The sequence below is a fragment of the Salipiger abyssi genome (genome assembly GCF_001975705.1).
GTDB classification, from domain to species: domain Bacteria; phylum Pseudomonadota; class Alphaproteobacteria; order Rhodobacterales; family Rhodobacteraceae; genus Salipiger; species Salipiger abyssi.
The window spans coordinates 1,229,003-1,252,424 of record NZ_CP015093.1 but is presented as its reverse complement, the minus strand read 5'-3'; the positions used below and the strand labels follow the sequence as shown (position 1 = coordinate 1,252,424).

The following is a 23,422-nucleotide window of genomic DNA, read 5'->3' as shown; positions in this document are numbered from 1 at the left end:
GGCGCCCGCCCGGTCATGGCATATCGTGACGAACGCCACCACCGCCATTCTGGCGGCCAATTCACTGTGGAGCACGAGCGGCGAGGACTAGCTGACGCGGATAGCGGGCGCTTTACTGGTCCAGCGTTCGGGCCTCGGAACCTCGCAAGCGATCAGCCCACCGATGGGATGCACTGGTGACTATGTGCCCGGACGATGCTGTGCGGCGCAACGAATTGGCCGCGCGTGCGCGAAAGATGTCGGCGGCCTGAAATCTCGGACCGACCTCTCTGTGTTCCAGCTAAGAGCGGCGGAGATTGCGTTATTGTCCATTCCCGAGCTCTCGGGTGCGAAAGCGGATTGAAACCATCTCATCTCACCAGAAATAATATCGCGCTCTGTGATGGCTATTTTTTAGCGTGAAGGAATAGGCAGATTTCTCGCGGGTTCCGGCATTCTTGCGATAGCCATCATCCTCTAACCTCAACCCGTCGCTAATGTGAGGAGCTCGCTCAAAATGGCAGTAAGCGGTGTCGCCGCCCCACATTGCCGACGGGATCAGGCATTGCGAGTTGATACGCATCCGAAGAGAAGGAGTGCGTTTCGCAATGTTCGCAAAGAGTTCGTTCCTCACGGCGCTGGGTGTTGAAGTCTTCGCCTCCGGCCAGAGGCGTTGGCCGGATCATGTGAAGGCGCAGGCCGTGTCCGAGACCCTGGAGCCCGGGGCGACGGTGTCGGGTGTCGCGGCGCGCTATGAGATCATGCCGAGCCAGCTGACGGCGTGGCGACGGCTGGCCAAGGAGGGTAAGCTCGTGTTGCCCGCAGTCGAGATCGACGAACCGGTTTTCGCTCCTCTGGTCGTCCGGGATGAGACCACGGCTGCTTCTGAGCCGGAGCGGCCCCGTGCCGAGGCACCAGTCAGGATTGTCCGGGGCTCGATCATCATTGAACTCGGCCAGGATGTGCCAGCCGCCCGCATTGCGGAGATCGTCCACGCGCTGGAGGCGCATCCATGCTGATGCCCTCGCAGGGTATGCGGATCTTGGTGGCGACGAAGCCGGTCGACTTCCGCAAAGGCCATGACGGCCTTGCGGCGCTGGTCCAGTCTACTCTGGCGGAAGATCCGTTCACTGGAACGGTCTTCGTCTTCCGCTCGAAGCGGGCCGACCGGCTGAAGATCCTGTTCTGGGACGGCAGCGGACTCGTGATGGCCTACAAGCGGCTGGAAGAAAGCAGCTTCACCTGGCCCGCGATCCGCGACGGGGCCATGACGCTGAACAGGGCACAGTTCGAGGCCCTGTTTGCCGGTCTGGACTGGCGTCGCGTGCGCTCGCTGGAGGTGCGCCGACCGGCTGTGGCAGAGTGACTCGGCCCCGGGAATGTTTGGGCATTGGCGCATTGGCCGCGGTATAATCCGCGCATGTCCAGCGCCCCGCCCATCGACCTGTCCGCGATCCCCGAAAGCCAGCGCGCCGCCGTTCTGGCGCTGTTGCAGGAGAACGGTGCGCTGAAGGAAGCCAACCAGCGGCTCGAGCATCTCGTGGCCGAGTTGAACCATGTCGTGCATGGCAAACGGTCAGAGAAGCTGAGCGATGACGACCGGCAGCTGGCCTTCGAAGACCTGGAAACGGCCGTCGCAGAGGTCGAGACCCGCAAGGAGCAGGCCGCGCCCTCCACCAGGACCCCGCGCCGGACACGGCAGCGCAACCTCGGCCATCTGCCTGCGGACCTGCCGCGCATCGAGCGTGTCATCGAACCCACCAGTCTCGATTGCCCATGTGGCTGCGGCCAGATGCACCGGATCGGCGAGGACCGCACCGAGCGCCTCGACATCATCCCGGCGCAGCTTCGTGTGCTGGTCGACATCCGCCCGAAGTACGCCTGCCGCATCTGCTCGGACGGGGTCATTCAGGCGCCTGCGGCGCCCTGGCTGGTCGAAGGCGGGCTGCCGACCGAGGGCGCCGTCGCGCACGTGCTGGTGTCCAAGTTCGCGGACCACCTGCCATTCTACCGACAAAGCCAGATCCTGGCGCGCTCCGGCATCCAGGTCGACCGCAGCACCCTGGCGGACTGGGCTGGCACTGCGGCCTTCCACCTCGGCCCCGTGGTCGATCGGCTAACCGAGCATCTCAAATCATCCGGCAAACTCTTTATGGACGAGACCACGGCCCCGGTCCTGGATCCGGGGCGAGGACGAACAAAGACCGGCTACCTCTGGGCGCTTGCCCGGGATGATCGTGGATGGGGCGGCGATGCCCCGCCAGGTGTGGTCTTCACCTACCGGCCCAGCCGCTCAGGCGCGCATGCTGAGCAGATCCTGCAGGGCTTCGACGGCATCCTGCAGCTCGACGGTTACACCGGTTACGACCGGCTGACGCGGCCGTCCCGCAAGAGCGGCGCGCCGATCACGGTGGCACACTGCTGGGCGCATGCGCGGCGCAAACTGAAGGAGGTCTTCGACCGCGATGCCTCGGAAATCGCCGCTGAGGGCCTGCGCCGGATCGCTGAGCTCTACCGCATCGAGGCCGAGATCCGGGGCATGGGCCCGGGCCAACGTCTGTCGGCCCGTCAGGCCCGCAGCGCACCCCTCGTGGCCGAGTTCGGTAATTGGCTGCAGGCACAGCGTCTGCGTATCTCGGCCAAGTCGCGCCTGGGCGAGAAGCTGACCTACATCCATCGCCAGTGGGCCGGCCTGCAGACCTTCCTGCATGACGGGCGCGTCGAGATCGACTCCAACGCCGTCGAAAACCTGATCCGCCCCATTGCCCTGACGAGAAAGAACGCACTCTTCGCCGGCCACGACGAAGGCGGTCGCACCTGGGCCCGTATCGCTTCCCTGATCGCCACCGCGAAGATCAACGGGGTGGAGCCCTTCGCCTATCTTAAGGCGACCATCGAAGCGATCGCCGCCGGTCACCCGGCCAGCAGGATCGACGAGCTGCTTCCCTGGAACTTCACCCCGTCAAGCTGAACGGGCGTGGGGCGGCGACAGCGCTTACCCAAGAGTTGAAGAGAGGGGGATAGAAATGCCTCCGAGGGCGTCGAAACCCCGGGGCAGGACTGTTTTCGTCTCGAAGCCACCATATGATGGTTGCCGCCAACGCGATGTTTGAGAGGAAGGCCTTGGGGCACCGGTTGTACCGGGTGGCCACACGCCTCCAGTTCTCCGGTCTCTTGAAACTGATCTCGATGCGATTCCGCCGCTCGTATCGACGCTCGTCATAACTGACCTTTATCTTGTGCTGCTTGCGGTCGGGGAGTAACCATCCGGCGTAGGTCGCGGTTGCTGGCGTCTCTCAGATCGTAGGTTTGGGTTTGCGGGCCCGCGGCGCCCATTTCCTGGCAAGCCTGTCGAAGCGTTCGATAATGCTGTCGATCCCGGCATCTTCGGCATCGAAGTCCCCGCCCGACCAGCGGACCATGTCTTCGTGCTGCTCGTGATCGGGATCGGCGAGCGCTTCGAGGAACTCCTCGTAGCCCCAGGCGCCGCCGACGTCCTCGGGCGGGCAGGCCCCGGTGGCCTTCAGCAGCCGTGGATAGGTCATGCCTGGGGCGGCCTCGTTGACCCGCTCGATCCGGATGCTGTGGTCCCAGTCATCGCCGAAGTCGTAGATATACTGGATCGTCCTGGTGCCGGTCTGGTCGATCAGCTTTTCCAGGGTCATCTTCTTCGCGTCCATGGGGCCGTCGTAGAACCCGTCCGGGTCGGGCACGCCCCAACCGGCATCCCCCACCCGGAACTCGTAGAGATGGGTATCGGTCCAGCCCATGGCCGCCTGAATGATATCATGCAGCCGGTCGAGCCTGACCTTGAGCGGCGCCTCGATATGGCGCATCGGCTGCGGGTCGACATCGTTCAGGATGATCCGGAGTCGGGCGATCAGGGTCATGCGGCCATCCTTTGCGGAGTTCGAGACCAATTCCAAGGCAGCAGGTCTGGCACCCGGGAGGCCGTCGTGCCAGGCAGCCGGGCAAGGACATCGGCGAGCCAAGCCTGAGGATCGACATCGTTCATCTTCGCGGTGACGATCAAGGAATACATGAAGGAGGCCCGGTCGCCGCCGCGCTCGGAGCCGGCGAAGAGCCAGGACCTGCGGCCAAGCGCGACACCACGCAGCGCCCGCTCCGCGGCATTGTTCGTCAGGCAGATCCTGCCATCGTCGAGGAACCGGGTGAAGGCGAGCCAGCGCTCGGCCTTGAACATGTAGTCGATCGCCTTGGCGACCGGGTTGTGCTTGGAGAGCCGGTCGCGCTCGGTGCGCAGCCAGTCATGAAGCTCCTCGACCAGAGGCCGGGACAGCTGGTGCCTGGCTGCCTGCCGTTCTGTGACGATCAGCCCATTGATGCCTCGCTCTATGTCGAAGATCGCGTCGATCCGGGCCACTGCCTCCAGCGCGACGGGGGAGATGTCATGGGCGGGCTTGCCATTCCGGGCGTTCCCCTTGATGTCGGCGAGTTCGAAGAACTTGCGCCGGGCATGGCTCCAGCACAGCGCAGACTCGACGGGCCCCGGATCGCGGTCGGCGCGGTGGAGGCCATTGTAGCCGCCATAGGCATCGGCTTGCAGGATGCCCTGCCATCCGGCGAGATGGCGGTTCGGATTGGCCATGCCGCGGTCGCGAGAGAAGTGGAACAGCGCGGCAGGTGGGCTACCGCCGCCGAAGGGGCGGTCGTCCCGGACATAGGTCCAGAGCCGCGCAGTTTGGGTGCCGCCCTTCGCCAGCAGCGGCACCGTCGTGTCGTCGCCGTGCAGCCGTTCGGCCTCAAGAACATGGGCCCTGATCAGCGCATGGATCGGCGCGAGCGCGACGGCGCAGGTCCCGACCTGATCGGCCAGCGTCGAGAGGCTGATCTCGACGCCTTCCTTCGCATAGCGCTCGGCCTGACGGTTCAAGGGTTGGTGCTGTCCGAACTTCTCGAACAGGATCATCGCCAGCAGGTTGGGCCCAGCCCAGCCACGGGGCGTGGGATGGAACGGCGCTGGCGGCTGGCTGATCTTCTCGCATGCCCGGCAGGTGAACTTCTCGCGGACCGTCTGGATCACCTTCCACTGCCGGGGAATGACCTCGAGCGTCTCGGTGACGTCCTCGCCCATCTTCACGATGCGATCCGAGCCACAGCAGGAACAGGCCGTGGGCGCCGAGATCACCACGCGCTCGCGCGGCAAATGCTCCGGGAAGGGTTTGCGGGCCGGGCGGCGACGCTCGAAACCCGCGACGGACGTGGTCTTCACTACCTTCTCGGCTGCGATCTCGTCTTCGGTGGCTGCGGCCTCGAGTTCCTCGAGCTGCAATTCCATCTGGTCGATCAGGCGGGCGCGGCGCTCGGAGCTGTGGCCGTATTGCTCGCGCCGGAGCTTGGCGATCTCAAGCCGGAGATGCTTGATCATCGCTTCCGAGGTCGAGACCACCGCCCGGGTCTGCGCCAGCTTGCTCTCTGCGGCCTCGGCACGGGCCTCCGAGGCCGCGAGTGCGGCGCGCAATCTGGCGATCTCGGAAGCGGCATCTGACATGGCCGAGACCTAGCATGCAGACATCGGAAAGCCCATGCAAATAGGGCTGATGAGGCTGATTTACCCCGCCTTTGCAGGGCGTTGGGTCCAACGCGGATTGCGCCAGTCGATCCCCTCCAGAAGATAGCCGAGCTGGGCTGCGGAGATCTGCACGGCCTCGCCGCTCCCGCTCGTCGGCCAGATGAACTTCCCCGCCTCCAACCGCTTCGTGTAGAGCGACATGCCGACCCCGTCGTGCCACAGCAGTTTGACAAGATCGCCCTTGCGTCCGCGGAAGCAGAAGATCTCGCCGGCATGCGGGTCGCGCCCGAGCCCCTGCTGCACCGTCAGCGCCAGGGTGTTCATGCCGCGCCGCATGTCGGTGACCCCGCCCGCGATCCACACGCGCACCCCCGCCGGGAAGGCGATCATCGGCCCTCCAAGGCGGGAAGCAGCCGCGCCAAAACCTCCGGGTCCACCGACGAGGGGACGAGAAGCCGCCGCCCGTTCCTCAGCACGATCTCGAGCTGAACGTCCGAGGTGTCGCGCGGCGCCTCCTGGGCGGTCGCGGGCACTGCCGCAGGCGCCATGGGCGAAACCGCCAGAGGGATGAATGACGGCGGCGTCTCGTCGCCAAGCTCACCGTCGCGATACTGCCGCCGCCATGTCGTCAGCAACGAGCGCGACACGCCATGCCGCCGCGCAGTCGCCGAGGCCTGACGATGGCCCAGAAAGCTCTCTTCTACGATCCGGATCTTGTCCGCATCGTCCCAGTATCGCCGACGCGGCACGTCCGCGGCAGAGAGGATTTCGATCTCGGGTCTGAACTTACGGTCGGCCATAAGGTCGGACTTAGCACCGACGCAGAAACCCCGTCAGACGGCCCCCGCCGGAGGGATACAGATCAGCGATAGTCAGGCAAACATTTGACGATGGAACGGTCCTGAGCATCGTGCCTCTTGGGATCGAAACGCTTTTGTCCCATCGGCGCGCCTATCTGGTGCGTGTCAATCTTCCAGACGGCGGCACCCTTGTCGAAAACGAATTCACTTTGACGGAAAAGCAAGTGGCGCGGTTGCTGCTTAAGGGAATGACGATTGCCGAGATAGCGGCTTTCAGGGGTGTTTCCTATCACACTGTGCGAAACCAGGTCGCCATGTTGCGGGAAAAAGTCGGCGTCAGAAGCATCGCGGAACTGATCGCACGGCTAAAATAAAAATTGTGGCTGCCTCCTGAAGCGCGCCTCTTTTCGACCTCAAGATAACGCTCGCACAGCCAATCAGGAAAAATTTATCCACCCAAGCGAAAGGCGCAGCGCAGCTTTAAAGCCATTATCAAACACCAGATTTCAGATACGATTCCGGTGGTTAGGAAGCGCCCCCGCGTCAGTGCAGTTGCTGAACACTACATTCAAAACTCTAGAATCAGACAGGTGGTCGTGCCAAAAGCCACAACACGGTTCTGCGCATCGATTAGCTTCGCCTCAGCGGTGGCCGTGCGCCGACCTGCGGTGAGAATTTTGCCCTCGCACAAATATCGCTCTCCCACTTTTGGCGCGCGCGTCAGATTGGTTTTGACCTCCATCGTGGTGTATCCGATGCCCGCCGGGAGCATCGAATGCACAGCACAGCCCAAGGCCGTATCCAGCACGGTCATCGCCCAACCGCCATGCACGCCGCCCATCGGGTTGACGAAATTCGCAGGCGGGCTGGCTTCCCAAAGCGCACGGCCCTCTTCGATTTCAAGCATCCATTCATTGGCGACACCGCAAACCTGCGGCGCGGGCAAGTCCCCGGCGATGACACGTTTGAACAGCTCGACCCCGGACAGGGTTCTCAGTTGGTCAATCGGAATGGGCGCCAAAAGGTTGGTGTCGATTGTGTGCATGTAGTTTTCCTTTGGTGTTGGCCACAGCCGCAGATGTGGCAAACGGGGCCCGCCACGCGCGCCCCGTTTTATCTCACGTCGCCGTCACAGAGCTTCGATCGCCACCGCGATCCCCTGACCCCCGCCGATGCACATGGTGATCAGCGCGCGTTTCTGGCCGGTGCGCTCCAACTCATAGAGCGCCTTGATGAACAGGATTGCACCGGAGGCCCCAATCGGGTGGCCCAAAGCAATCGCGCCACCGTTCGGGTTCACCTTGGCCGGGTCCATGCCAAGCGTGTTGCTGACCGCCAAGGCCTGCGCCGCGAAGGCCTCATTCGACTCGATCACATCAAAATCCGACAACGCCAGCCCTGTGCGGGTCAAAAGCCCCTCAACTGCCGGGATCGGGCCCGTGCCCATGATGTCCGGACGCACGCCGGCCACGTGATAGCCGAGGATGCGCGCGCGCGGTTTCAGCCCGGCCTTGGACGCGGCCTCTGCCGTCGCCAGTACAACTGCCGCCGCGCCGTCGTTAAGCCCGGAGGCGTTGCCCGCCGTCACCGAACCGTCCTTCTGGAAGGCCGGACGCAGTTTGGCGAGACTCTCAAGCGTGCTGGCCTTGGGGTGTTCATCGGTGTCGAAAGCCACCATGTCGCGTTTCACACGGACCTCGACCGGCACGATCTGCGATTTGAAATACCCTGCCTCGATGGCCTTGAGCGCGCGTTCCTGACTTTGCACCGCAAAGGCGTCCTGCGCCTCACGGGTGATGCCATATTCGGAGGCGACATTTTCCGCCGTGATCCCCATATGGCCGGTGCCGAACGGACAGGTCAGAGCCCCGACCATCATATCGGTCGCGCCCGTGTCACCCATTTTCTGGCCCCAACGCAGCGCCGGCAAAATATAAGGCGCACGGCTCATGTTTTCGCTGCCACCCGCAAGCGCGAAACTGGCATCCCCCAGCATCAGCGATTGCGCCGCCGAGACGATGGCCTGGAGCCCCGAGCCACAGAGCCGGTTGACGTTCATCGCAGGCGCCTCGTTCGGCACGCCCGCGCCCACAGAGGCCGCCCGGCTCACATACATGTCGCGCGGTTCGGTGTTGATCACATGGCCGAAGACCACGGTTTCGATCTGGCTGCCCTCGACACCGGAACGGGCCAGTGCCTCTTTCGCCACAATGGTTCCCATGTCGATCGGCGAGGTGCCCGCGAGCGATCCGCCAAAGGTTCCGATTGCTGTCCGCGCCCCGTCCAGCACCACGATATCTGTCATTGTCATCTCCATTGATTGCGGCGGGCACGATCCGGCCCGCCATGCGCCCTGTTCAGCTTTGTAATTCCAGCTCACGCGCCTGTTCGCGCAGCACGAATTTCTGCACCTTGCCGGTCGAGGTTTTCGGCAGCGGGCCAAAAATAACAGTTTTCGGTGCCTTGAAATGCGCCATATTCTGGCGGCAATAGGCGATGACCTCGGCCTCCGTCACCGTGGCCCCGGCCTTGAGCGTGACAAAGGCACAGGGGGTTTCGCCCCATTTCTCATGCGGGCGCGCAACCACGGCGGCCTCCATGATCTCGGGGTGTTTGAACAGCACGTCCTCGACCTCGACCGAGCTGATGTTCTCTCCGCCCGAAATGATGATGTCCTTGGAGCGGTCCTTGAGCTGGACATAGCCGTCCGGGTGCATCACCCCGATATCGCCACTGGCGAACCAGCCACCGCGGAACGCCTTGTCCGTGGCCGACGGGTTCTTGAGATAGCCCTTCATCACATTGTTGCCGCGCATGAAGATCTCGCCCATGGTCTCACCGTCCCATGGCACCGGCGCGAGCGTCTTGGGATCGGCCACCATGAGGCCTTCGGCGGCCAGATTGCGCACACCCTGACGCGCTTTCAGAGCGGCGCGCTCAGAGGCAGAGCGCACGTCCCATTCGTCGTGCCAGGCACAGATCACGGCGGCGCCATAGGTTTCGGTCAGACCGTAGCCATGGGTCACATCGAAGCCGAGCGCTTCCATTTTCTCGATGATGATCGCAGGCGGCGGCGCGCCGCCGGTCAACACCTTGATCCCGGCCTGAAGTCCCTTTTTCAACTCTTCCGGCGCATGAACCAACATCGCAAGAACAACACTCGCGCCACAGAAATGCGTGACATTCTCGGATTTCATCAATTCGAAAATCGGCTCCTCGCGCACTGCGCGCAGACAGACCGCCGTGCCCGCCGCCGCCGCAATCGTCCACGGAAAACACCAACCGTTGCAATGGAACATCGGCAGGGTCCAGAGATAGACCGGCGCATTTCCCATTTCCCACATCACGATGTTTGAGAGCGCGTTGAGATGCGCGCCACGATAGTGGTAGACCACACCCTTCGGGTTGCCGGTCGTGCCGGAGGTGTAGTTGAGAGAGATCGCGTCCCATTCGTTTTCCGGCGGCTGCCAGTCGAAATCCGCGTCCCCCTCTGCGAGCACCCCATCATAGCTCAGCGCACTGATCCTTGCAGCGCCGTCGAACTGATCGTCCAGAATATCCACAACCACAATGTCGTCGCGCCCTGTCATTTTGACGGCTTTTGCCGCTACCTCGGACAATTCGGGATCGACGATAAACAGCTTCGTTTCCGCGTGGTTGAGGATAAAGGCCACGGCTTCGGCATCGAGACGCGTGTTGATCGCGTTGAGCACGGCCCCTGCCATCGGCACGGCAAAATGCGCCTCGTACATCTCGGGGATATTTGTCGCGAGGATGGAAATCGTATCGCCGCGCCCGTAACCACGCTTGACCAGCGCGCTGGCAAAACGGCGACACCGGTCATAGGTCTCTGCCCAGCTCCGGCGCAGGTCGCCATAGACCACCGCCGTGCGGTCGGGATAGATATGCGCCGTGCGTTGCATGAAACTCACGGGCGTCATCGGGACGTAATTCGCGGGCGTCTGGTCGAGCCCCAGATCGTAAATCGTCTCTTTCATTGTTGTGTCCTCCTCCTGAGAAATCTCTTGGTTTGGCCGGTCTGAGCCGGTCCCTCCTCATATCCGTAACGGTTTGCTGGTCCGAAGCATGTGGCCGATCCGCGCAAGCGTTTCCGGCGTCGCGGCCAGGGCCATGAACGCCTCGCATTCGAAAGTGGCCAGATCGTCGTCCGACATCCCGGCCCCTCCTGCGGCGAAAATCTCGGCAATGCGGGACTGAAGCGCAAAAGCATTCGGCGTGATCCGTCCTTCGGCACGGGCAGTTTCGCGCTCTGACACCAACCGGTCCAGCATCGCCTGCCGGTCCAGACGCAACGTCACCGGCCCTTGCGCGTGCCCCGGCGTCAAAGTGTCGAGATGCGCCAGCGCTGCGTCAAAGACATCGCCCTCATGCATGACCACCGGTTGGGGCGGATCCAACAGAGCCAAATCTCCCGCCTCACGCGCCGATCCTGCGGGGGCCTCAAGTGTGGCCGCGTGAAAGGCCGTTACGATCCGTTCCGACAGGTCGGCTTCGCCCGCCGCCTCTTCGCGGGCGCGATCCAGCAAACGCCGACACCCGCCCCAGCCCGGCACCAGCCCGACAAGATGCTCGGGCAGGCCGATCCGGGTCTCGGCATGGGCCACCGTTCCGGTGCAATGCATGGCCAACTCGCAGCCACCGCCAAGCGCCAGCCCGCGCATCGCGGCGACACTCGGGGCATCGGCCGCGCGCAGGGCCGCGAGAACCGATTGCCCGCGCGTGATGAAGGCCTCGATCGCCTCCCATTTTCCGCCCTCGATCCATGCCACCATCTGCGACAGATCGGCGCCGACGGAGAACACACGCGGATTGTGATTGCCAACAATCATCCCGCGCGCCGCGCCGTTCAACCGGGTCACGCCCTCTTCGAGAATGTCGAAAACCTCTGGGCCAAGCGCATGCATTTTGCTCTGAATATCGAGACAGATCACATCGTCGCCCAGATCCCAAAGCGCGGCGGAAGCGTTCTGTGCCAATGGTGTGCCAGAGGCTTGCGCCCGGCTCAGCCGGTCCGCCCCGCCACTCTGCATGACCGGGGCCGCCAGCGCCTCGAACGGCACGCCTTGGGGCATCTCGGCCCGCAAACGTGCCTGCGCCTCGGGGCTCAGGCCCCGCCACAGTGCCACCGGGCCCGCGCGCCAAGCATAGCCCAACTCCATTCCCAGATCGGTCTCTTTCAGAGAGGGCGCAATCTCCCCGGCATGGGTCAGAGCATAGCCTACCACCTGTGCCAGAACCGCGCGCGCATAGGCCCCAAGATCCGAGTCATCTTTCAACAAGAGATCGAGATCACGCCCCCCACCCGGCAGGTCTTTCTGCGCGAACCCGCTATGGGCGCGGTAGTCCCCTGTGACGAGATCGAGCGCTTCCATCCCGCCGCTTTCGGATTTGCGATAGAACCCCGCGCGGCTTTTGCGTCCGAACCGTCCGGCGGCCACGAGGTCCGTGATCACCCCCTGCCCCGGCAAATCGAACGCATTGATCGCGTCCGTCTCCGGCAACGCGGCCATCAACGACCCCCAGATCGGCTTCACCACATCGAGCCCGATCAGATCGAGCAGGCCGAAGACGCCCGTGCGCGGCACGCCAAACGCCATATGCACCGCATCCGCCTCCTCGACCGTGAGGCCAAGCCGGAGCGCCTCGACCACCGCCACCGAGAGCCAGGTGCAGCCCAGTCGGTTGGCGATGAACCCGGGCGTGTCGCGACATTCGATCACCGTTTTGCCAAGCGCCTTGCGCCCGATCTGCGCGGCACGCTCAAACGCCGCCCGGTCGTCGCCCCCGATCAGTTCCAAAAGCGCCATACGCCGCGGCGGGTTGAAGAAATGGCTGATCAGGAAATGATCCTGAAACGCTGCGCTGCGCCCCTCGATCAACCGCTCCCGCAGAATGGTCGAGGTGTTCGACGACACAATCGCGCCGGGTTTGCCCAAAGATTCGATCCGTTCGTAAAGCGCGCGTTTGAGGTCGAGGTCTTCGAGGATGACTTCTACGATCCAATCCGCCTCAGCCACACGGTCCAGATGGTCCTCTGTATTGCCGACCCGCACCAGGCTGATGGGCGTCTCTCCCATGAAGGCCTGCCGCGCGATCTGTTGCGCGAGGCCCTTTTCGGCGTGCGCATTGCGCGCCTCATCCGGTCCCGCACGGTCCAAAAGGTCAACCGCAATCCCCGCGTTCGCAAACTGCGCCGCGATGCCGCCGCCCATATTGCCCGCGCCGATCACCGCAACGCGCCTGCATCCCAAATCCGCGACCCCAAAGGCCGTTCTGATTGTGCTCATGATATGTCCAGACTTCACTCTATTCTGGCGCGGGCGGTGTCGCCCGCGCCGAAGGTCTCAGATCGCGAGATCGAAATCCGCCGCCGTGAGCGCAAGCGTCGCACCATTGCCAGCCTTGGAAATCGCATGCAGGGCCGCCGCCATCGGGAAGACGTTGCTGGCGTAGAAGCGCACCATGCTCAGCTTGGCCTTGGCATGGGTCGTGTTGCGCCCGTCCGCGAGACGCTTGGACGCCGCCATCGCCGCATCGCCCATCACCCAGGCCCCGAGGCAAATCCCGAAGGTTTCGAGGATATTGACCGCCGCCGACAAAGGCTCCGTGCCGTTTTGTTCCACCAGCCAGTCGGTCAGGTCGCTGACGATGCCTGCCGCCTCTTCGACCATCGCGCTCAGCCCCGCCCAATCGGCATCGCCGCCACTCTGCACCTTGAGCGCCTCGGCGGTCGCTTTCATATCGACGATTAACTCCCGCGCGGCGGTGCCATTGTCGCGTTTGATCTTACGTCCGACGAGATCGAGCGCCTGAATGCCGGTCGTGCCCTCGTAGATCGTGGTGATCCGCGCATCGCGCAGATGCTGCGCCGCACCCGTTTCTTCGATGTAGCCCATGCCACCGTGAATTTGGACCCCCAGAGAGGCCGCCTGCACGGAAAGCTCCGTCGACCAGGCTTTCGCCACCGGGATCAAAAGATCCACGCGGCGCTGGTGATGGGCGCGGGTTTCCTCGTCCTCCGAACGATGCGCGAAATCCAGAGACCTCGCCGCCCGGAACGCCAAGGCCCGCGCCGCCTCGGTCCGCGCCTTCATCAGGCCCAGCATACGGCGAATGTCCGGATGTCCCATGATCGTGGCTTCCGCACCCTCGGGTGTGCCGCCCTGTACCCGGTCCATCGCATAGCGCACCGCGTGCTGGGTCGCGGCTTCGGAAATGCCGACACCCTGAAGGCCCACGCCCAGACGCGCGTTGTTCATCATGGTGAACATATAAGCAAGCCCTGTGTTGGGCTCACCCACCAGATAGCCGATGGCACCGCCCTCATCGCCATAGGACATAGTGCAGGTCGGGCTGGCATGGATGCCCAGCTTGTGCTCGATCGACACACAGCGCAGATCGTTGCGCGTCCCCGGTGCGCCCTCGGCATCCGGGATAAATTTCGGCACGATGAAGAGCGAAATACCTTTCACCCCCGCCGGCGCATCCGGCAGACGCGCAAGCACGAGATGGACGATATTCTCCGCCATGTCATGTTCGCCATAGGTGATATAAATCTTCTGGCCGCTGATCCGGTAGTGATCCCCCTCCGGCACCGCCTTGGATCGGATCGCGGCCAGATCGGACCCGGCCTGCGGTTCGGTCAGGTTCATCGTCCCGGTCCATTCCCCGGTCACGAGTTTCGGCAGGTAGAGCGCCTTGAGATCGTCGGAGGCGTAGCCGTTGATCGCCTCGATCGCGCCCTGAGTCAAAAGCGGACAAAGCTGAAACGCCGTGTTCGCGCCGTTGAACATTTCGAGAATGGCCGCATTCACCACCGCCGGCAGCCCCATGCCACCATGATCCGGCGAGGCCGTAGGCGCGTTCCATCCCATTTCGACCAGCGTGTCATAGGCGGCACTCCAGCCTTCCGGCGTGGTGACCTGCCCCTCGGAAAACCCGAGACCAGACTGATCGCCCACGGCGTTGAGCGGCGCGAGCACATCGCCCGCAAATTTCCCCGCCTCTTCGAGGATCGCGCCCACCATATCGGCCGTCGCGTCCTCAAGCCCCGGAAGTTGCGAAATGTCGTCCAGCCCGCAAAGCTCTTCGAGGACGAACATCATGTCTTCTGTCGGCGCAACATAAGTCATTGTTTTAAATCCTTCGTATTACAATTTCTCGGTCAGTTCCGGGACGGCGTCGAAGAGGTCCGCGACGAGGCCGAAGTCGGCGACCTTGAAGATCGGGGCTTCTTCGTCCTTGTTGATCGCGACGATCACTTTCGAGTCCTTCATGCCGGCGAGGTGCTGGATCGCCCCCGAGATGCCGCAGGCGATGTAGAGCTCGGGTGCGACGACCTTGCCGGTCTGGCCGACCTGCATGTCGTTGGGCGCATAGCCCGAATCCACAGCCGCCCGCGACGCGCCGACAGCGGCGCCAAGCTTGTCCGCCAGCGCTTCGATGATGCCAAAGCTCTCCTCGGAGCCGACACCACGACCGCCCGAGACGATCACCTTGGCCGACGTCAGTTCCGGACGGTCGCTTTCGACCACCTTGTCCTCGACGAAGGCCGAGAGACCTTTGTCGCCCGCACCCGACACAGCCTCGACAGCGGCGGACCCGGAGGTGCCTGCGGCGTCGAAGGTCGAGGTGCGGAAGGAGATGACTTTCGTCGCATCCGCGGATTTCACGGTCTGCACCGCGTTGCCCGCATAGACCGGACGTTTGAACGTGTCGGCGTCGACAACCTCGGTCACATCCGAGATCACCATCACGTCCAAAAGCGCGGCCACACGCGGCAGAACGTTTTTGCCGGTGGTGGTCGCAGGCGCGATGATGTGGGAGTAATCGCCCGCGAGGGATACGATCAGATCGGCGAGGTTTTCGGCCAGCCCGTTGGCGTAAGCCGCGTCATCGGCGACCAAAACCTTGGACACGCCATCGAGTTTGGCGGCCTCGTCCCCTGCGGCGGCGGGGCCACAGACGAGCACGGTCACATCGCCCAGTTTGGCGCCAGCAGTGGCCGCCTTGGCGGTGGCATCAACAGCGAGCGCACCGCCCGCGACTTCGGCGAGAAGCAGAACAGCCATCAGACCAGACCTCCCTCTTTGAGTTTCGCGACAAGTTCATCGACGGAGCCGACCTTGATCCCGGCTTCGCGCGCGGCGGGCTCTTCGGTGGTGACCACCGTGAGACGCGGGGAGGTGTCGACGCCATAATCGGCGGCGGTTTTCTCATCCAAAGGCTTTTTCTTCGCCTTCATGATGTTCGGCAGCGAAGCGTAGCGCGGCTCGTTGAGGCGCAGATCGGTCGTCACGATGGCCGGCAGAGCGGTGGAAATGGTCTGAAGACCGCCGTCCACTTCGCGGGTCACCACGGCTTTGCCGTCCGCAATCTCCATCTCGGAGGCAAAGGTCGCCTGACCCCAACCCAAGAGCGCGGCCAGCATCTGACCCGTCGCATTCATGTCGTTGTCGATGGCCTGCTTGCCGAGGATCACCAGCTCGGGGGATTCCTCTTCGACCACTTTGGCGAGGATTTTCGCAACCGCGAGCGGCTCGATGTCGACGCCCTGATCCTCTTCGATCAGAATGCCGCGATCGGCACCCATGGCCAAAGCGTTGCGGATCGTGTCGACGGATTTCTTCTCGCCGATGGAGACGATCACCACCTCAGAGGCCACACCGGCCTCTTTGAGACGAATGGCCGCTTCGACCGAAATCTCGTCGAACGGGTTCATCGACATTTTCACATTGGCAAGATCAACACCCGTGCCGTCGGCCTTAACCTTGACCTTCACGTTGTAGTCAATCACCCGTTTGACAGGTACCAAAACCTTCATAGGTTTCTCCTTTCTTCCATGTTCAGCGGGTCGGGACGGGGATGCCGTCCTCGCCGCGATAATCGTAAAATCCGCGCCCGGTCTTGCGCCCGAGCCAACCGGCCTCGACGTATTTCAGCAACAGGGGGCAGGGCCGGTATTTGCTGTCGGCAAGCCCGTCGTTGAGCACCCCCATGATCGACAGGCAGGTGTCGAGCCCGATGAAATCCGCAAGCTCCAAAGGCCCCATCGGCTGGTTCGCGCCGAGCTTCATCGAGGCGTCGATGGAGGCGACATTTCCGACACCCTCGAAAAGGGTGTAGACCGCCTCGTTGATCATCGGCACGAGGATGCGATTGACGATGAAGGCCGGGTAATCTTCGGAAACGGTGCCGGTCTTGTCGAGGCGGGCGACGACCCCCTGCAGCGTGGCAAAGGTGGTTTCATCAGTGGCGATGCCGCGGATCAGTTCCACGAGTTTCATCACCGGAACCGGGTTCATGAAATGCAGACCCATAAAGCGTTCGGGCCGGTCGGTATGCGCCGCCAGCCGGGTGATCGACAGCGACGAGGTGTTCGTGGTCAAAAGCGTATGATCGGACAGATGCGGCAGGAGGGTTTCGAAGATCCCACCTTGACCGCCTCCTTTTCCGTCGCGCTTTCAACGATGAGGTCGCGGGCCCCGAGCGGCTCAATGGAGGAGCCATAAGAGAGCCGCTCGAGAGTAGCCGCCCGCTCACCTGCCGTCATCTTTCCCGAGGTGACATTGCGGTCGAGACGATCCTTGATAAATCCTTCGGCAATGCCCAAGGCGTCGGAGGAGACGTCCTGAAGCATCACGTCATAGCCGGATTGAGCAAAGACCTGGGCGATGCCCCGTCCCATCTGACCTGCGCCAATGACACCTACAGTTTGGATGACGGTCATGGTGTTCCTTTCAAAACGATTTACGGATAAGCGCCTGGATTTCGCCCACCACACCGCGCCGGAAGGCCAGCACGCAGAGGACAAAGATCAGGCCCAAAACGACAGGCACCCAGGATGACAGCGGCCCGGACGCCAGCGTGTTTTGCAGAGTGATGATGATGCCAGAGCCGATGGCCGGACCCGCGATGGTGCCAAGCCCCCCCAAAAGTGTCATGAGCACCACCTCACCCGACATGTGCCAATGCGCATCGGTGAGGGAGGCCAGTTGAAACACCACGGTTTTCGTGGCACCCGCCAGCCCCGCCATGGTGGCGGAGAGGACAAAGGCCAAAAGCTTGTAGCGCTCCACGTCGTAGCCCAAAGACTTTGCCCGCGCTTCATTGTCGCGAATGGCCGACAGCACCTGCCCGAAGGGCGAATGCACGGCGCGTGCGATGATGAAATAGCCGAGCACGAAGACGCCCAGGACAAAGTAATACATCGCCATATTGTTCTGGAGATCCACAAGGCGAAGGAAACTGCCGCGCGGCACGCCCTGAAGTCCGTTCTCACCGCCGCTGAAATCGGCACTGATGAAGAAGAAATAGACCATCTGCGCCATGGCGAGGGTAATCATCGCGAAATAGATGCCCTGCCGCCGGATGGCGAGCAGGCCGATCGCGAGGCCAAGGACACCAGCGGCCAAAGCGCCGATGAGGATGCCCAATTCGGTCGGAAGTCCCCAGACCTTGAGCGCGTGTCCGGTGATGTAGGCCGCGCCCCCGAAAAAGGCCGCGTGGCCAAAGCTCAGCAACCCGCCAAACCCCAGAATGAGGTTGAAGGCAGAGGCGAAGAGCGCAAAGCACAAGAGCTTCATCAAAAAGACGGGATAGAGCACGAGCGGCGCCACCAGCAGAAGCGCGAAGGCGATGAGATATGCGATTTTGGTGTTCATCTGTCTGCCCCCTTACGTCGCATTGCCGAAAAGACCCGCAGGACGCAGGACAAGAACGATGGCCATGACGGCGAAAATCACCGTGGCGGAGGCCTCGGGCCAGAATACCTTGGTCAGGCCTTCGATCACGCCCATGGACAGGCCGGTGACGATGGAGCCCATGATCGAGCCCATCCCCCCGATGACGACGACGGCGAAGACGACGATGATCAGGTTCGACCCCATCAGCGGGCTGACCTGTGTGATCGGAGCGGCCAGCACACCTGCGAAGGCCGCCAGAGCAACCCCGTAGCCATAGGCCAGCGTGGTCAAAAGCGGCACGTTCACCCCGAAGGCCTGCAAGAGTTTCGGGTTTTCCGTCCCCGCACGCAGATAGCGCCGATCTTGGTTTTCTCAAAGATATACCAGGTCACGAGGCACATCACGACAGCGGCCAAAACGACCCAGCCGCGATACCACGGCAGGAACATGAACCCGAGGTTCACCCCGCCCCGGAGCTGGGCCGGCGGTGCATAAGGCAGGCCGGAGGAGCCGAAAAGTTTGACGAACGTCCCCTCGATGACCAGAGCCATGCCAAAGGTCAGCAACAGGCCGTAGAGGTGATCCACCCCGCTCAGACGGCGCAGGAGAAAGCGTTCGATCAGCATCCCCACGGCGCCCACGATCAGAGGTGCAAGGATCAGCGCGCCCCAATAGCCGATGCCGAAATAGGTGGTCAGCCCGACCGTGGCGAAAGCGCCGAGCATGTAGAGCGCCCCATGGGCGAAGTTCACGATATTCAAAAGGCCAAAAATCACCGCGAGACCGAGCGAAAGCACTGCGTAGAATGCCCCGTTGATCAAACCGAGGAGCAATTGGCCAAAGAGGACCTGTGGCGGAAAGCCTAGGAGATCTGTCAGCATGGTCATGTTTCCTGCGTGGTTGATCCCACCGGGTGACCCCGGTGGGACGGTCTCGGGTTACTTCGTCGGACAGGTGCTCTCGGACAGCGGGCCATAGGCCTCTTCGCCGGGGATCGTGCGGACGATTTTCAACAGGTCCCATTCGCCCTCGGACTCGGAGGGTTTCTTGACCTCGGCCAGATACATGTCATGCACCATGCGCCCGTCGGTGCGCAGAACGCCGCCCTTGGCAAACATGTCCTCTACCGGCATTTCACGCATCTTGGCCAGAACCGTGTCGGTATCGTCCGAACCGGTCGCCTCGATGGCCTTCAGGTAATGCAGCACGGAGGAATAGGTGCCCGCCTGAATGCCTGTCGGCATCTTGCCGGTCCGCTCATAGAATTTCTGCGACCAGGCGCGGGTCTCGTCGTCCATGTCCCAATAGAAGGACACGGTCATCTGAAGTCCCTGCGCCACATCCTGACCGATGGATTTGACGTTCGTCATGAACACCAGGAGGCCCGCGATCTTCTGACCGGCGGCGACGACGCCGAATTCATTGGCGGCCTTGATCGCATTCACCGTGTCGGCGCCTGCGTTGGCCAGACCGATCACCTTCGCGCCGGAGGCCTGAGCCTGAAGGATGAAGGACGAGAAATCAGACGCCGGGAACGGGTGTTTCGCCGAACCGACAACCGTACCGCCCGCCGCCTCGACCACAGCCGAAACGTCACGCTCAAGCGCCTCGCCAAAGGCATAGTCCGCGGTCAGGAAATACCAGCTGTCGCCGCCTTCTTTCACAATGGCGGACCCGGTGCCCACTGCCAGCGCGCGGGTGTTGTAGGTCCAGTGCAGACCGGTCGGAATACAGGCGTCCCCCGTCAGCGGAGACGACGCGGAGCCGGAGACCAGCGCGATCTTGTTTTGCTGCTTGGCCACTTCGAACACGGCCAGTGCGACCGAGGTCGTCACCAGTTCGGCGAAGGCATCGACCTGCCCTGTGTCGCCCCATTCGCGCGCCTTGTTGGCAGCGATGTCGGCCTTGTTCTGGTGGTCTGCGGTGACAATTTCGATCGGCGCGCCTGCGACCGTGCCGCCGAATTCTTCGATCGCCATCTGCGCGGCCACCGCTGCACCTTCGCCGGCCACATCGGAATAGGTGCCGGACATGTCGGACATCAGGCCGATCTTGACGACGCCGTCGCTGATCTCTGCCGAGGCTGCGCCGCACATCAGAGACGCTGCGGAGACGCCCGCAATGAGGGTGTTTTTAAGGGTCATGGTTTCCTCCCAATTATCGTTAAACGCTGAGATATTCCTCAAAGACGTGCGCTTTCTCCTCCAGCTCGTCCTTGAGAATGGTTGTGGCGATGTGACCGTGATCCATGATCAGGTGACGATCCGCCAACGGGGCCGCAAAGCGAAAGTTCTGTTCGACCAGAACCACCGTATAGCCACGTTTCTTGAGCGCGATCAGAACCTCGCCCAAAGTGTCGACGATCACCGGCGCAAGACCTTCGGTGATTTCGTCGAGCAAAAGAATGTTCGCCCCGGTGCGCAGGATTCGCGCCATGGCAAGCATCTGTTGTTCGCCGCCCGACAACAGCGTGCCCTGGCTTTTGCGCCGTTCCGCCAGATTGGGGAACATCTCGTAAATCTCTTCGACGGACATGCCCCCCGCACAGACCTGTGGCGGCAGCATGAGGTTTTCCTCGACGTTGAGACTTGCGAAAATGCCACGTTCTTCGGGGCAATAGCCGACGCCCAGATGAGCGATCTTGTGGGAGGCCATGCCAATGACCTCTTCGCCCTTGATATGGATCGATCCGGTGCGGTGTCCGATGAGCCCCATGATCGCGCGCAGCGTCGTCGTCCGACCCGATCCGTTGCGACCCAAAAGCGTCACCAGTTCGCCCCGATACACCGTCATGTCGATGCCATGAAGTGCGTGGCTCTCGCCATAATAGGCGTGCACATCCGTCAGGCGCAGTTCTTCGATCTTCTCGGAGAGATGCTGGCCGCCAAGCTCGTGATTTTCCAAAACTGCCGTGCTCATGCCGCTTTCCCCATATAGGCTTCCTTGACGCGCGGATCGGCGGAGACTTCGGCATAGTTGCCCTCGGTCAGGATCGCGCCACGTTGCAAAACCGTGATCGTGTCGCAAAGCGTCGAGACCACGCCGAGGTTGTGTTCGACCATCAGGATCGTGCGTCCGGCCGAGACCTTGCGAATGAGTTGGGTCACCAATTCCACGTCCTCGCGCCCCATGCCTTGGGTCGGTTCGTCGAGAAGCATCATCTCCGGTTCTGTCGCCAGCGTTGTCGCAATCTCAAGCGCACGTTTGCGCCCGTAAGACATGTCCGCCACCATCGCATCGGCAAAGCGTGACAGACCGACCATATCGAGCAACTCGTCCGCCCGCTCATTGAGCCGGTTGAGCGTCTTGACCGAGCGCCAGAACTGAAACGAGGTTCCCACCTTGCGCTGAAGCGCCACGCGCACATTTTCGCGCGCTGTCATATGCGGGAATACAGCCGAAATCTGGAACGACCGGATCACTCCCATGCGGGCGATCTCGGCGGGTTTGGCAGCGGTAATGTCACGCCCGTTGAACCGGATCGTGCCGCTGGTGGGCGTCAGGAATTTGGTCAAGAGGTTGAACACCGTGGTCTTGCCCGCGCCATTCGGCCCGATCAGCGCGTGAATCTCATGGCGCTTCACTTTGAGATCGACATGATCGACGGCGGTGAAACCGCGAAAGCCCTTGGTCAGACCTTCGGTTTCAAGGATGTAAGGGGTCTCGCTCATTGCGTTTCCTCCACCATGTTGCGCGCCTGATCGCGCAGGATGAATTTCTGAATCTTGCCGGTTGAAGTTTTGGGAAGCGGGCCGAAGATGACCGTTTTGGGTGCTTTGAAATGCGCCATGTTTTGACGACAAAAGGCGATGATCTCGGCCTGTGTCATGTTTTCGCCGGGTTTCAGATCGACAAAGGCACAGGGCGTCTCGCCCCACTTTTCGTCCGGCTTTGCGACCACAGCCGCTTCCATGATCGCGGGGTGTTTGTAGAGCACATCCTCCACCTCGATGGAGGAAATGTTTTCCCCGCCAGAGATGATGATGTCCTTGGAGCGATCCTTGAGTTCGACGTAGCCGTCGGGGTGCATCACGCCGAGATCGCCGGAGGCAAACCAGCCGCCCTTGAACGACTTTTGCGTCGCGGACGGGTTTTTGAGATAGCCCTTCATCACATTGTTGCCGCGCATAAAGATCTCGCCCATGCTCTCGCCATCGGACGGCATCGGCTCCAAGGTCCCCGGGTCGGCCACCATCAGCCCGCTTAGCGCGACGTTGCGCACACCTTGACGCGCCTTTTTGACGGCCTTGTCGTTGCTGCTCAGCCCATCCCATTCGGATTTCCAGGCACAGACCACAGAGGGCCCATAGGTTTCGGTCAGCCCGTAAACATGAGTGACCTCGATGCCCATGGCTTCCATCTTGGCAATCACGGCGGCGGGCGGCGAGGCGCCTGCGGTCATGACTTTGACCTCATGCGAGAAATCTTTGAGCGCATCGGGCGCATTGGCCAGCATGTTCAACACGATCGGCGCGCCGCAGAAATGCGTCACTTTCTCTTCGCGGATCAGCTCGAAAATCGGCTCCGCCCGCACAGCGCGCAGACAGACGCAGACCCCCGCATTCGCCGCAATGGTCCACGGAAAACACCAGCCGTTGCAATGGAACATCGGCAAGGTCCAGAGATAGCGCGAATGATGCGCCATGCCCCATGTGACCACATTCGACATCGCATTGAGATGTGCCCCGCGGTGATGGTAGACGACGCCTTTCGGGTTGCCCGTCGTGCCCGAGGTGTAGTTGAGCGAAATCGCGTCCCATTCGTTTTCCGGCGGCTGCCATTGGAACTCCGGGTCGCCTTCGGCGATCAGTTCCTCATAGGTCAAGGCTCCGACGCAGCGACCGCCTTCGAAAGAGGCGTCTTCGATGTCGATGACCAGAACATCGCTCATCCCGCTCATGTGGACGGCGCGATCCAGAACGTCGGAAAACTCCGGGTCGACAAGGATCACCTTGGCTTCGGCATGGGCGAGGATGAAAGCCATCGCTTCGGTATTGAGCCGGGTGTTGATCGTGTTGAGCACAGCGCCGGTCATCGGCACGGCAAAATGCGCTTCGAACATTTCCGGAATGTTGGCCGCGATGATCGACACGGTGTCGCCCTTTCGGAGGCCTCGTTTTTGCAACGCCGAAGCTGCCCGGCGAATGCGGTCGTAGGTCTCCCCCCAGTTTCGGCGAATCTCGCCGTAGATCACGGCGGGGGAGTCAGGATAAATCTGTGCGCTGCGTTCGACGAATGACAAAGGTGTCAAAGCGTCATAATTCGCCGCATTCGGGTCAAGCCCGATGGTGTAAATGTTCTGATTTGGCATTTTTTCCTCCGATGTCGCAGGCGCACCACCTCCTCTGGTGCACATGAGACCGGAGTAGACTGCCCAAACAGTCTTTCTCAAATTTGCCTGAATT

Annotated in this window: 20 protein-coding genes and 3 pseudogenes; 4 read left to right on the top strand and 19 right to left on the bottom strand. The window is 62.2% G+C overall.

The window, feature by feature from the left end; genetic code table 11:
* Positions 1 to 587: 587 nt before the first annotated feature.
* From tnpA (Ga0080574_RS09695) to tnpC (Ga0080574_RS09685), 3 genes are read left to right on the top strand one after another with little or no spacing between them, the layout of a single operon-like run.
* The gene (gene tnpA / locus Ga0080574_RS09695) at positions 588 to 998 is read left to right on the top strand and encodes an IS66-like element accessory protein TnpA (protein WP_156876337.1); all 411 of its coding nucleotides are present in this window, start codon (positions 588 to 590) and stop codon (positions 996 to 998) included.
* Positions 992 to 1,345 carry an IS66 family insertion sequence element accessory protein TnpB gene (gene tnpB, locus Ga0080574_RS09690; protein WP_076697942.1) on the top strand — a complete coding sequence of 118 codons (354 nt, stop codon included), beginning with the start codon at positions 992 to 994 and terminating at the stop codon, positions 1,343 to 1,345. Before tnpA (Ga0080574_RS09695) ends, tnpB (Ga0080574_RS09690) begins: the two co-directional genes overlap by 7 nt.
* 54 nt (positions 1,346 to 1,399) lie before the next feature.
* A complete protein-coding gene (gene tnpC / locus Ga0080574_RS09685; RefSeq protein WP_076697945.1) occupies positions 1,400 to 2,950 on the top strand; it encodes an IS66 family transposase in 1,551 nt (516 codons plus the stop codon).
* Between the two features lie 103 nt (positions 2,951 to 3,053).
* On the opposite strand, the pseudogene Ga0080574_RS09680 reads toward tnpC (Ga0080574_RS09685), so the two are convergent.
* The 5 genes and pseudogenes from Ga0080574_RS09680 to tnpA (Ga0080574_RS09660) all read right to left on the bottom strand — a co-directional run.
* Positions 3,054 to 3,239 (bottom strand): annotated as a pseudogene (locus Ga0080574_RS09680) (IS5/IS1182 family transposase); the annotation flags it as partial.
* 36 nt (positions 3,240 to 3,275) lie between these two features.
* On the bottom strand, positions 3,276 to 3,869 hold the full coding sequence (locus tag Ga0080574_RS09675; protein ID WP_076698006.1) for a plasmid pRiA4b ORF-3 family protein: 594 nt from the start codon (positions 3,867 to 3,869) through the stop codon (positions 3,276 to 3,278).
* The gene (gene tnpC, locus Ga0080574_RS09670; RefSeq protein WP_076698001.1) at positions 3,866 to 5,491 is read right to left on the bottom strand and encodes an IS66 family transposase; all 1,626 of its coding nucleotides are present in this window, start codon (positions 5,489 to 5,491) and stop codon (positions 3,866 to 3,868) included. The genes Ga0080574_RS09675 and tnpC (Ga0080574_RS09670) overlap by 4 nt, the downstream gene beginning before the upstream one ends.
* A 60-nt stretch (positions 5,492 to 5,551) precedes the next feature.
* A complete protein-coding gene (gene tnpB / locus Ga0080574_RS09665; RefSeq protein ID WP_009803441.1) occupies positions 5,552 to 5,902 on the bottom strand; it encodes an IS66 family insertion sequence element accessory protein TnpB in 351 nt (116 codons plus the stop codon).
* Positions 5,899 to 6,312 (bottom strand): IS66-like element accessory protein TnpA, encoded by a 414-nt coding sequence (gene tnpA, locus Ga0080574_RS09660; protein ID WP_076697993.1) that lies wholly within the window; start codon positions 6,310 to 6,312, stop codon positions 5,899 to 5,901. Before tnpA (Ga0080574_RS09660) ends, tnpB (Ga0080574_RS09665) begins: the two co-directional genes overlap by 4 nt.
* Before the next feature lie 134 nt (positions 6,313 to 6,446).
* Here tnpA (Ga0080574_RS09660) and Ga0080574_RS25860 point away from each other — a divergent pair, with 134 nt between their 5' ends.
* Complete coding sequence (locus Ga0080574_RS25860; RefSeq protein ID WP_198039794.1) at positions 6,447 to 6,686, top strand: helix-turn-helix domain-containing protein; 240 nt, start codon at positions 6,447 to 6,449, stop codon at positions 6,684 to 6,686.
* Positions 6,687 to 6,880: 194 nt separating this feature from the next.
* Here Ga0080574_RS25860 and Ga0080574_RS09650 read toward each other — a convergent pair whose 3' ends face one another.
* The 14 genes and pseudogenes from Ga0080574_RS09650 to Ga0080574_RS09585 form a co-directional block, all read right to left on the bottom strand.
* Positions 6,881 to 7,357, bottom strand: coding sequence for a PaaI family thioesterase (locus Ga0080574_RS09650; protein WP_076697988.1), 477 nt, complete (start codon positions 7,355 to 7,357; stop codon positions 6,881 to 6,883).
* A gap of 84 nt (positions 7,358 to 7,441) precedes the next feature.
* Entirely contained in the window at positions 7,442 to 8,617 is a 1,176-nt protein-coding gene (locus Ga0080574_RS09645; protein WP_076705842.1) for an acetyl-CoA C-acyltransferase family protein, read from the bottom strand.
* A gap of 52 nt (positions 8,618 to 8,669) precedes the next feature.
* On the bottom strand, positions 8,670 to 10,310 hold the full coding sequence (locus Ga0080574_RS09640; RefSeq protein WP_076697983.1) for an acyl-CoA synthetase: 1,641 nt from the start codon (positions 10,308 to 10,310) through the stop codon (positions 8,670 to 8,672).
* 57 nt (positions 10,311 to 10,367) lie between these two features.
* Positions 10,368 to 12,620 (bottom strand): 3-hydroxyacyl-CoA dehydrogenase/enoyl-CoA hydratase family protein, encoded by a 2,253-nt coding sequence (locus tag Ga0080574_RS09635; protein ID WP_076697981.1) that lies wholly within the window; start codon positions 12,618 to 12,620, stop codon positions 10,368 to 10,370.
* Between the two features lie 57 nt (positions 12,621 to 12,677).
* Entirely contained in the window at positions 12,678 to 14,465 is a 1,788-nt protein-coding gene (locus Ga0080574_RS09630) for an acyl-CoA dehydrogenase (protein ID WP_076697978.1), read from the bottom strand.
* Positions 14,466 to 14,483: 18 nt separating this feature from the next.
* On the bottom strand, positions 14,484 to 15,404 hold the full coding sequence (locus Ga0080574_RS09625; protein WP_076697975.1) for an electron transfer flavoprotein subunit alpha/FixB family protein: 921 nt from the start codon (positions 15,402 to 15,404) through the stop codon (positions 14,484 to 14,486).
* Positions 15,404 to 16,156: an electron transfer flavoprotein subunit beta/FixA family protein gene (locus Ga0080574_RS09620; RefSeq protein WP_076697972.1), complete on the bottom strand. Its 753-nt coding sequence runs from the start codon at positions 16,154 to 16,156 to the stop codon at positions 15,404 to 15,406. Before Ga0080574_RS09620 ends, Ga0080574_RS09625 begins: the two co-directional genes overlap by 1 nt.
* A gap of 22 nt (positions 16,157 to 16,178) precedes the next feature.
* A pseudogene (locus Ga0080574_RS09615) lies at positions 16,179 to 17,062 on the bottom strand (3-hydroxybutyryl-CoA dehydrogenase).
* A gap of 10 nt (positions 17,063 to 17,072) precedes the next feature.
* The gene (locus Ga0080574_RS09610) at positions 17,073 to 17,951 is read right to left on the bottom strand and encodes a branched-chain amino acid ABC transporter permease (RefSeq protein ID WP_335743521.1); all 879 of its coding nucleotides are present in this window, start codon (positions 17,949 to 17,951) and stop codon (positions 17,073 to 17,075) included.
* 57 nt (positions 17,952 to 18,008) lie between these two features.
* Positions 18,009 to 18,898 (bottom strand): annotated as a pseudogene (locus Ga0080574_RS09605) (branched-chain amino acid ABC transporter permease).
* A 57-nt stretch (positions 18,899 to 18,955) separates the two neighbouring features.
* Positions 18,956 to 20,161 carry an ABC transporter substrate-binding protein gene (locus tag Ga0080574_RS09600; RefSeq protein ID WP_076697966.1) on the bottom strand — a complete coding sequence of 402 codons (1,206 nt, stop codon included), beginning with the start codon at positions 20,159 to 20,161 and terminating at the stop codon, positions 18,956 to 18,958.
* Positions 20,162 to 20,180: 19 nt separating this feature from the next.
* The gene (locus tag Ga0080574_RS09595) at positions 20,181 to 20,879 is read right to left on the bottom strand and encodes an ABC transporter ATP-binding protein (protein WP_370342041.1); all 699 of its coding nucleotides are present in this window, start codon (positions 20,877 to 20,879) and stop codon (positions 20,181 to 20,183) included.
* Positions 20,880 to 20,932: 53 nt separating this feature from the next.
* A complete protein-coding gene (locus Ga0080574_RS09590; protein WP_076697960.1) occupies positions 20,933 to 21,688 on the bottom strand; it encodes an ABC transporter ATP-binding protein in 756 nt (251 codons plus the stop codon).
* The gene (locus Ga0080574_RS09585; protein ID WP_076697957.1) at positions 21,685 to 23,328 is read right to left on the bottom strand and encodes an acyl-CoA synthetase; all 1,644 of its coding nucleotides are present in this window, start codon (positions 23,326 to 23,328) and stop codon (positions 21,685 to 21,687) included. The genes Ga0080574_RS09590 and Ga0080574_RS09585 overlap by 4 nt, the downstream gene beginning before the upstream one ends.
* Positions 23,329 to 23,422: the final 94 nt, after the last annotated feature.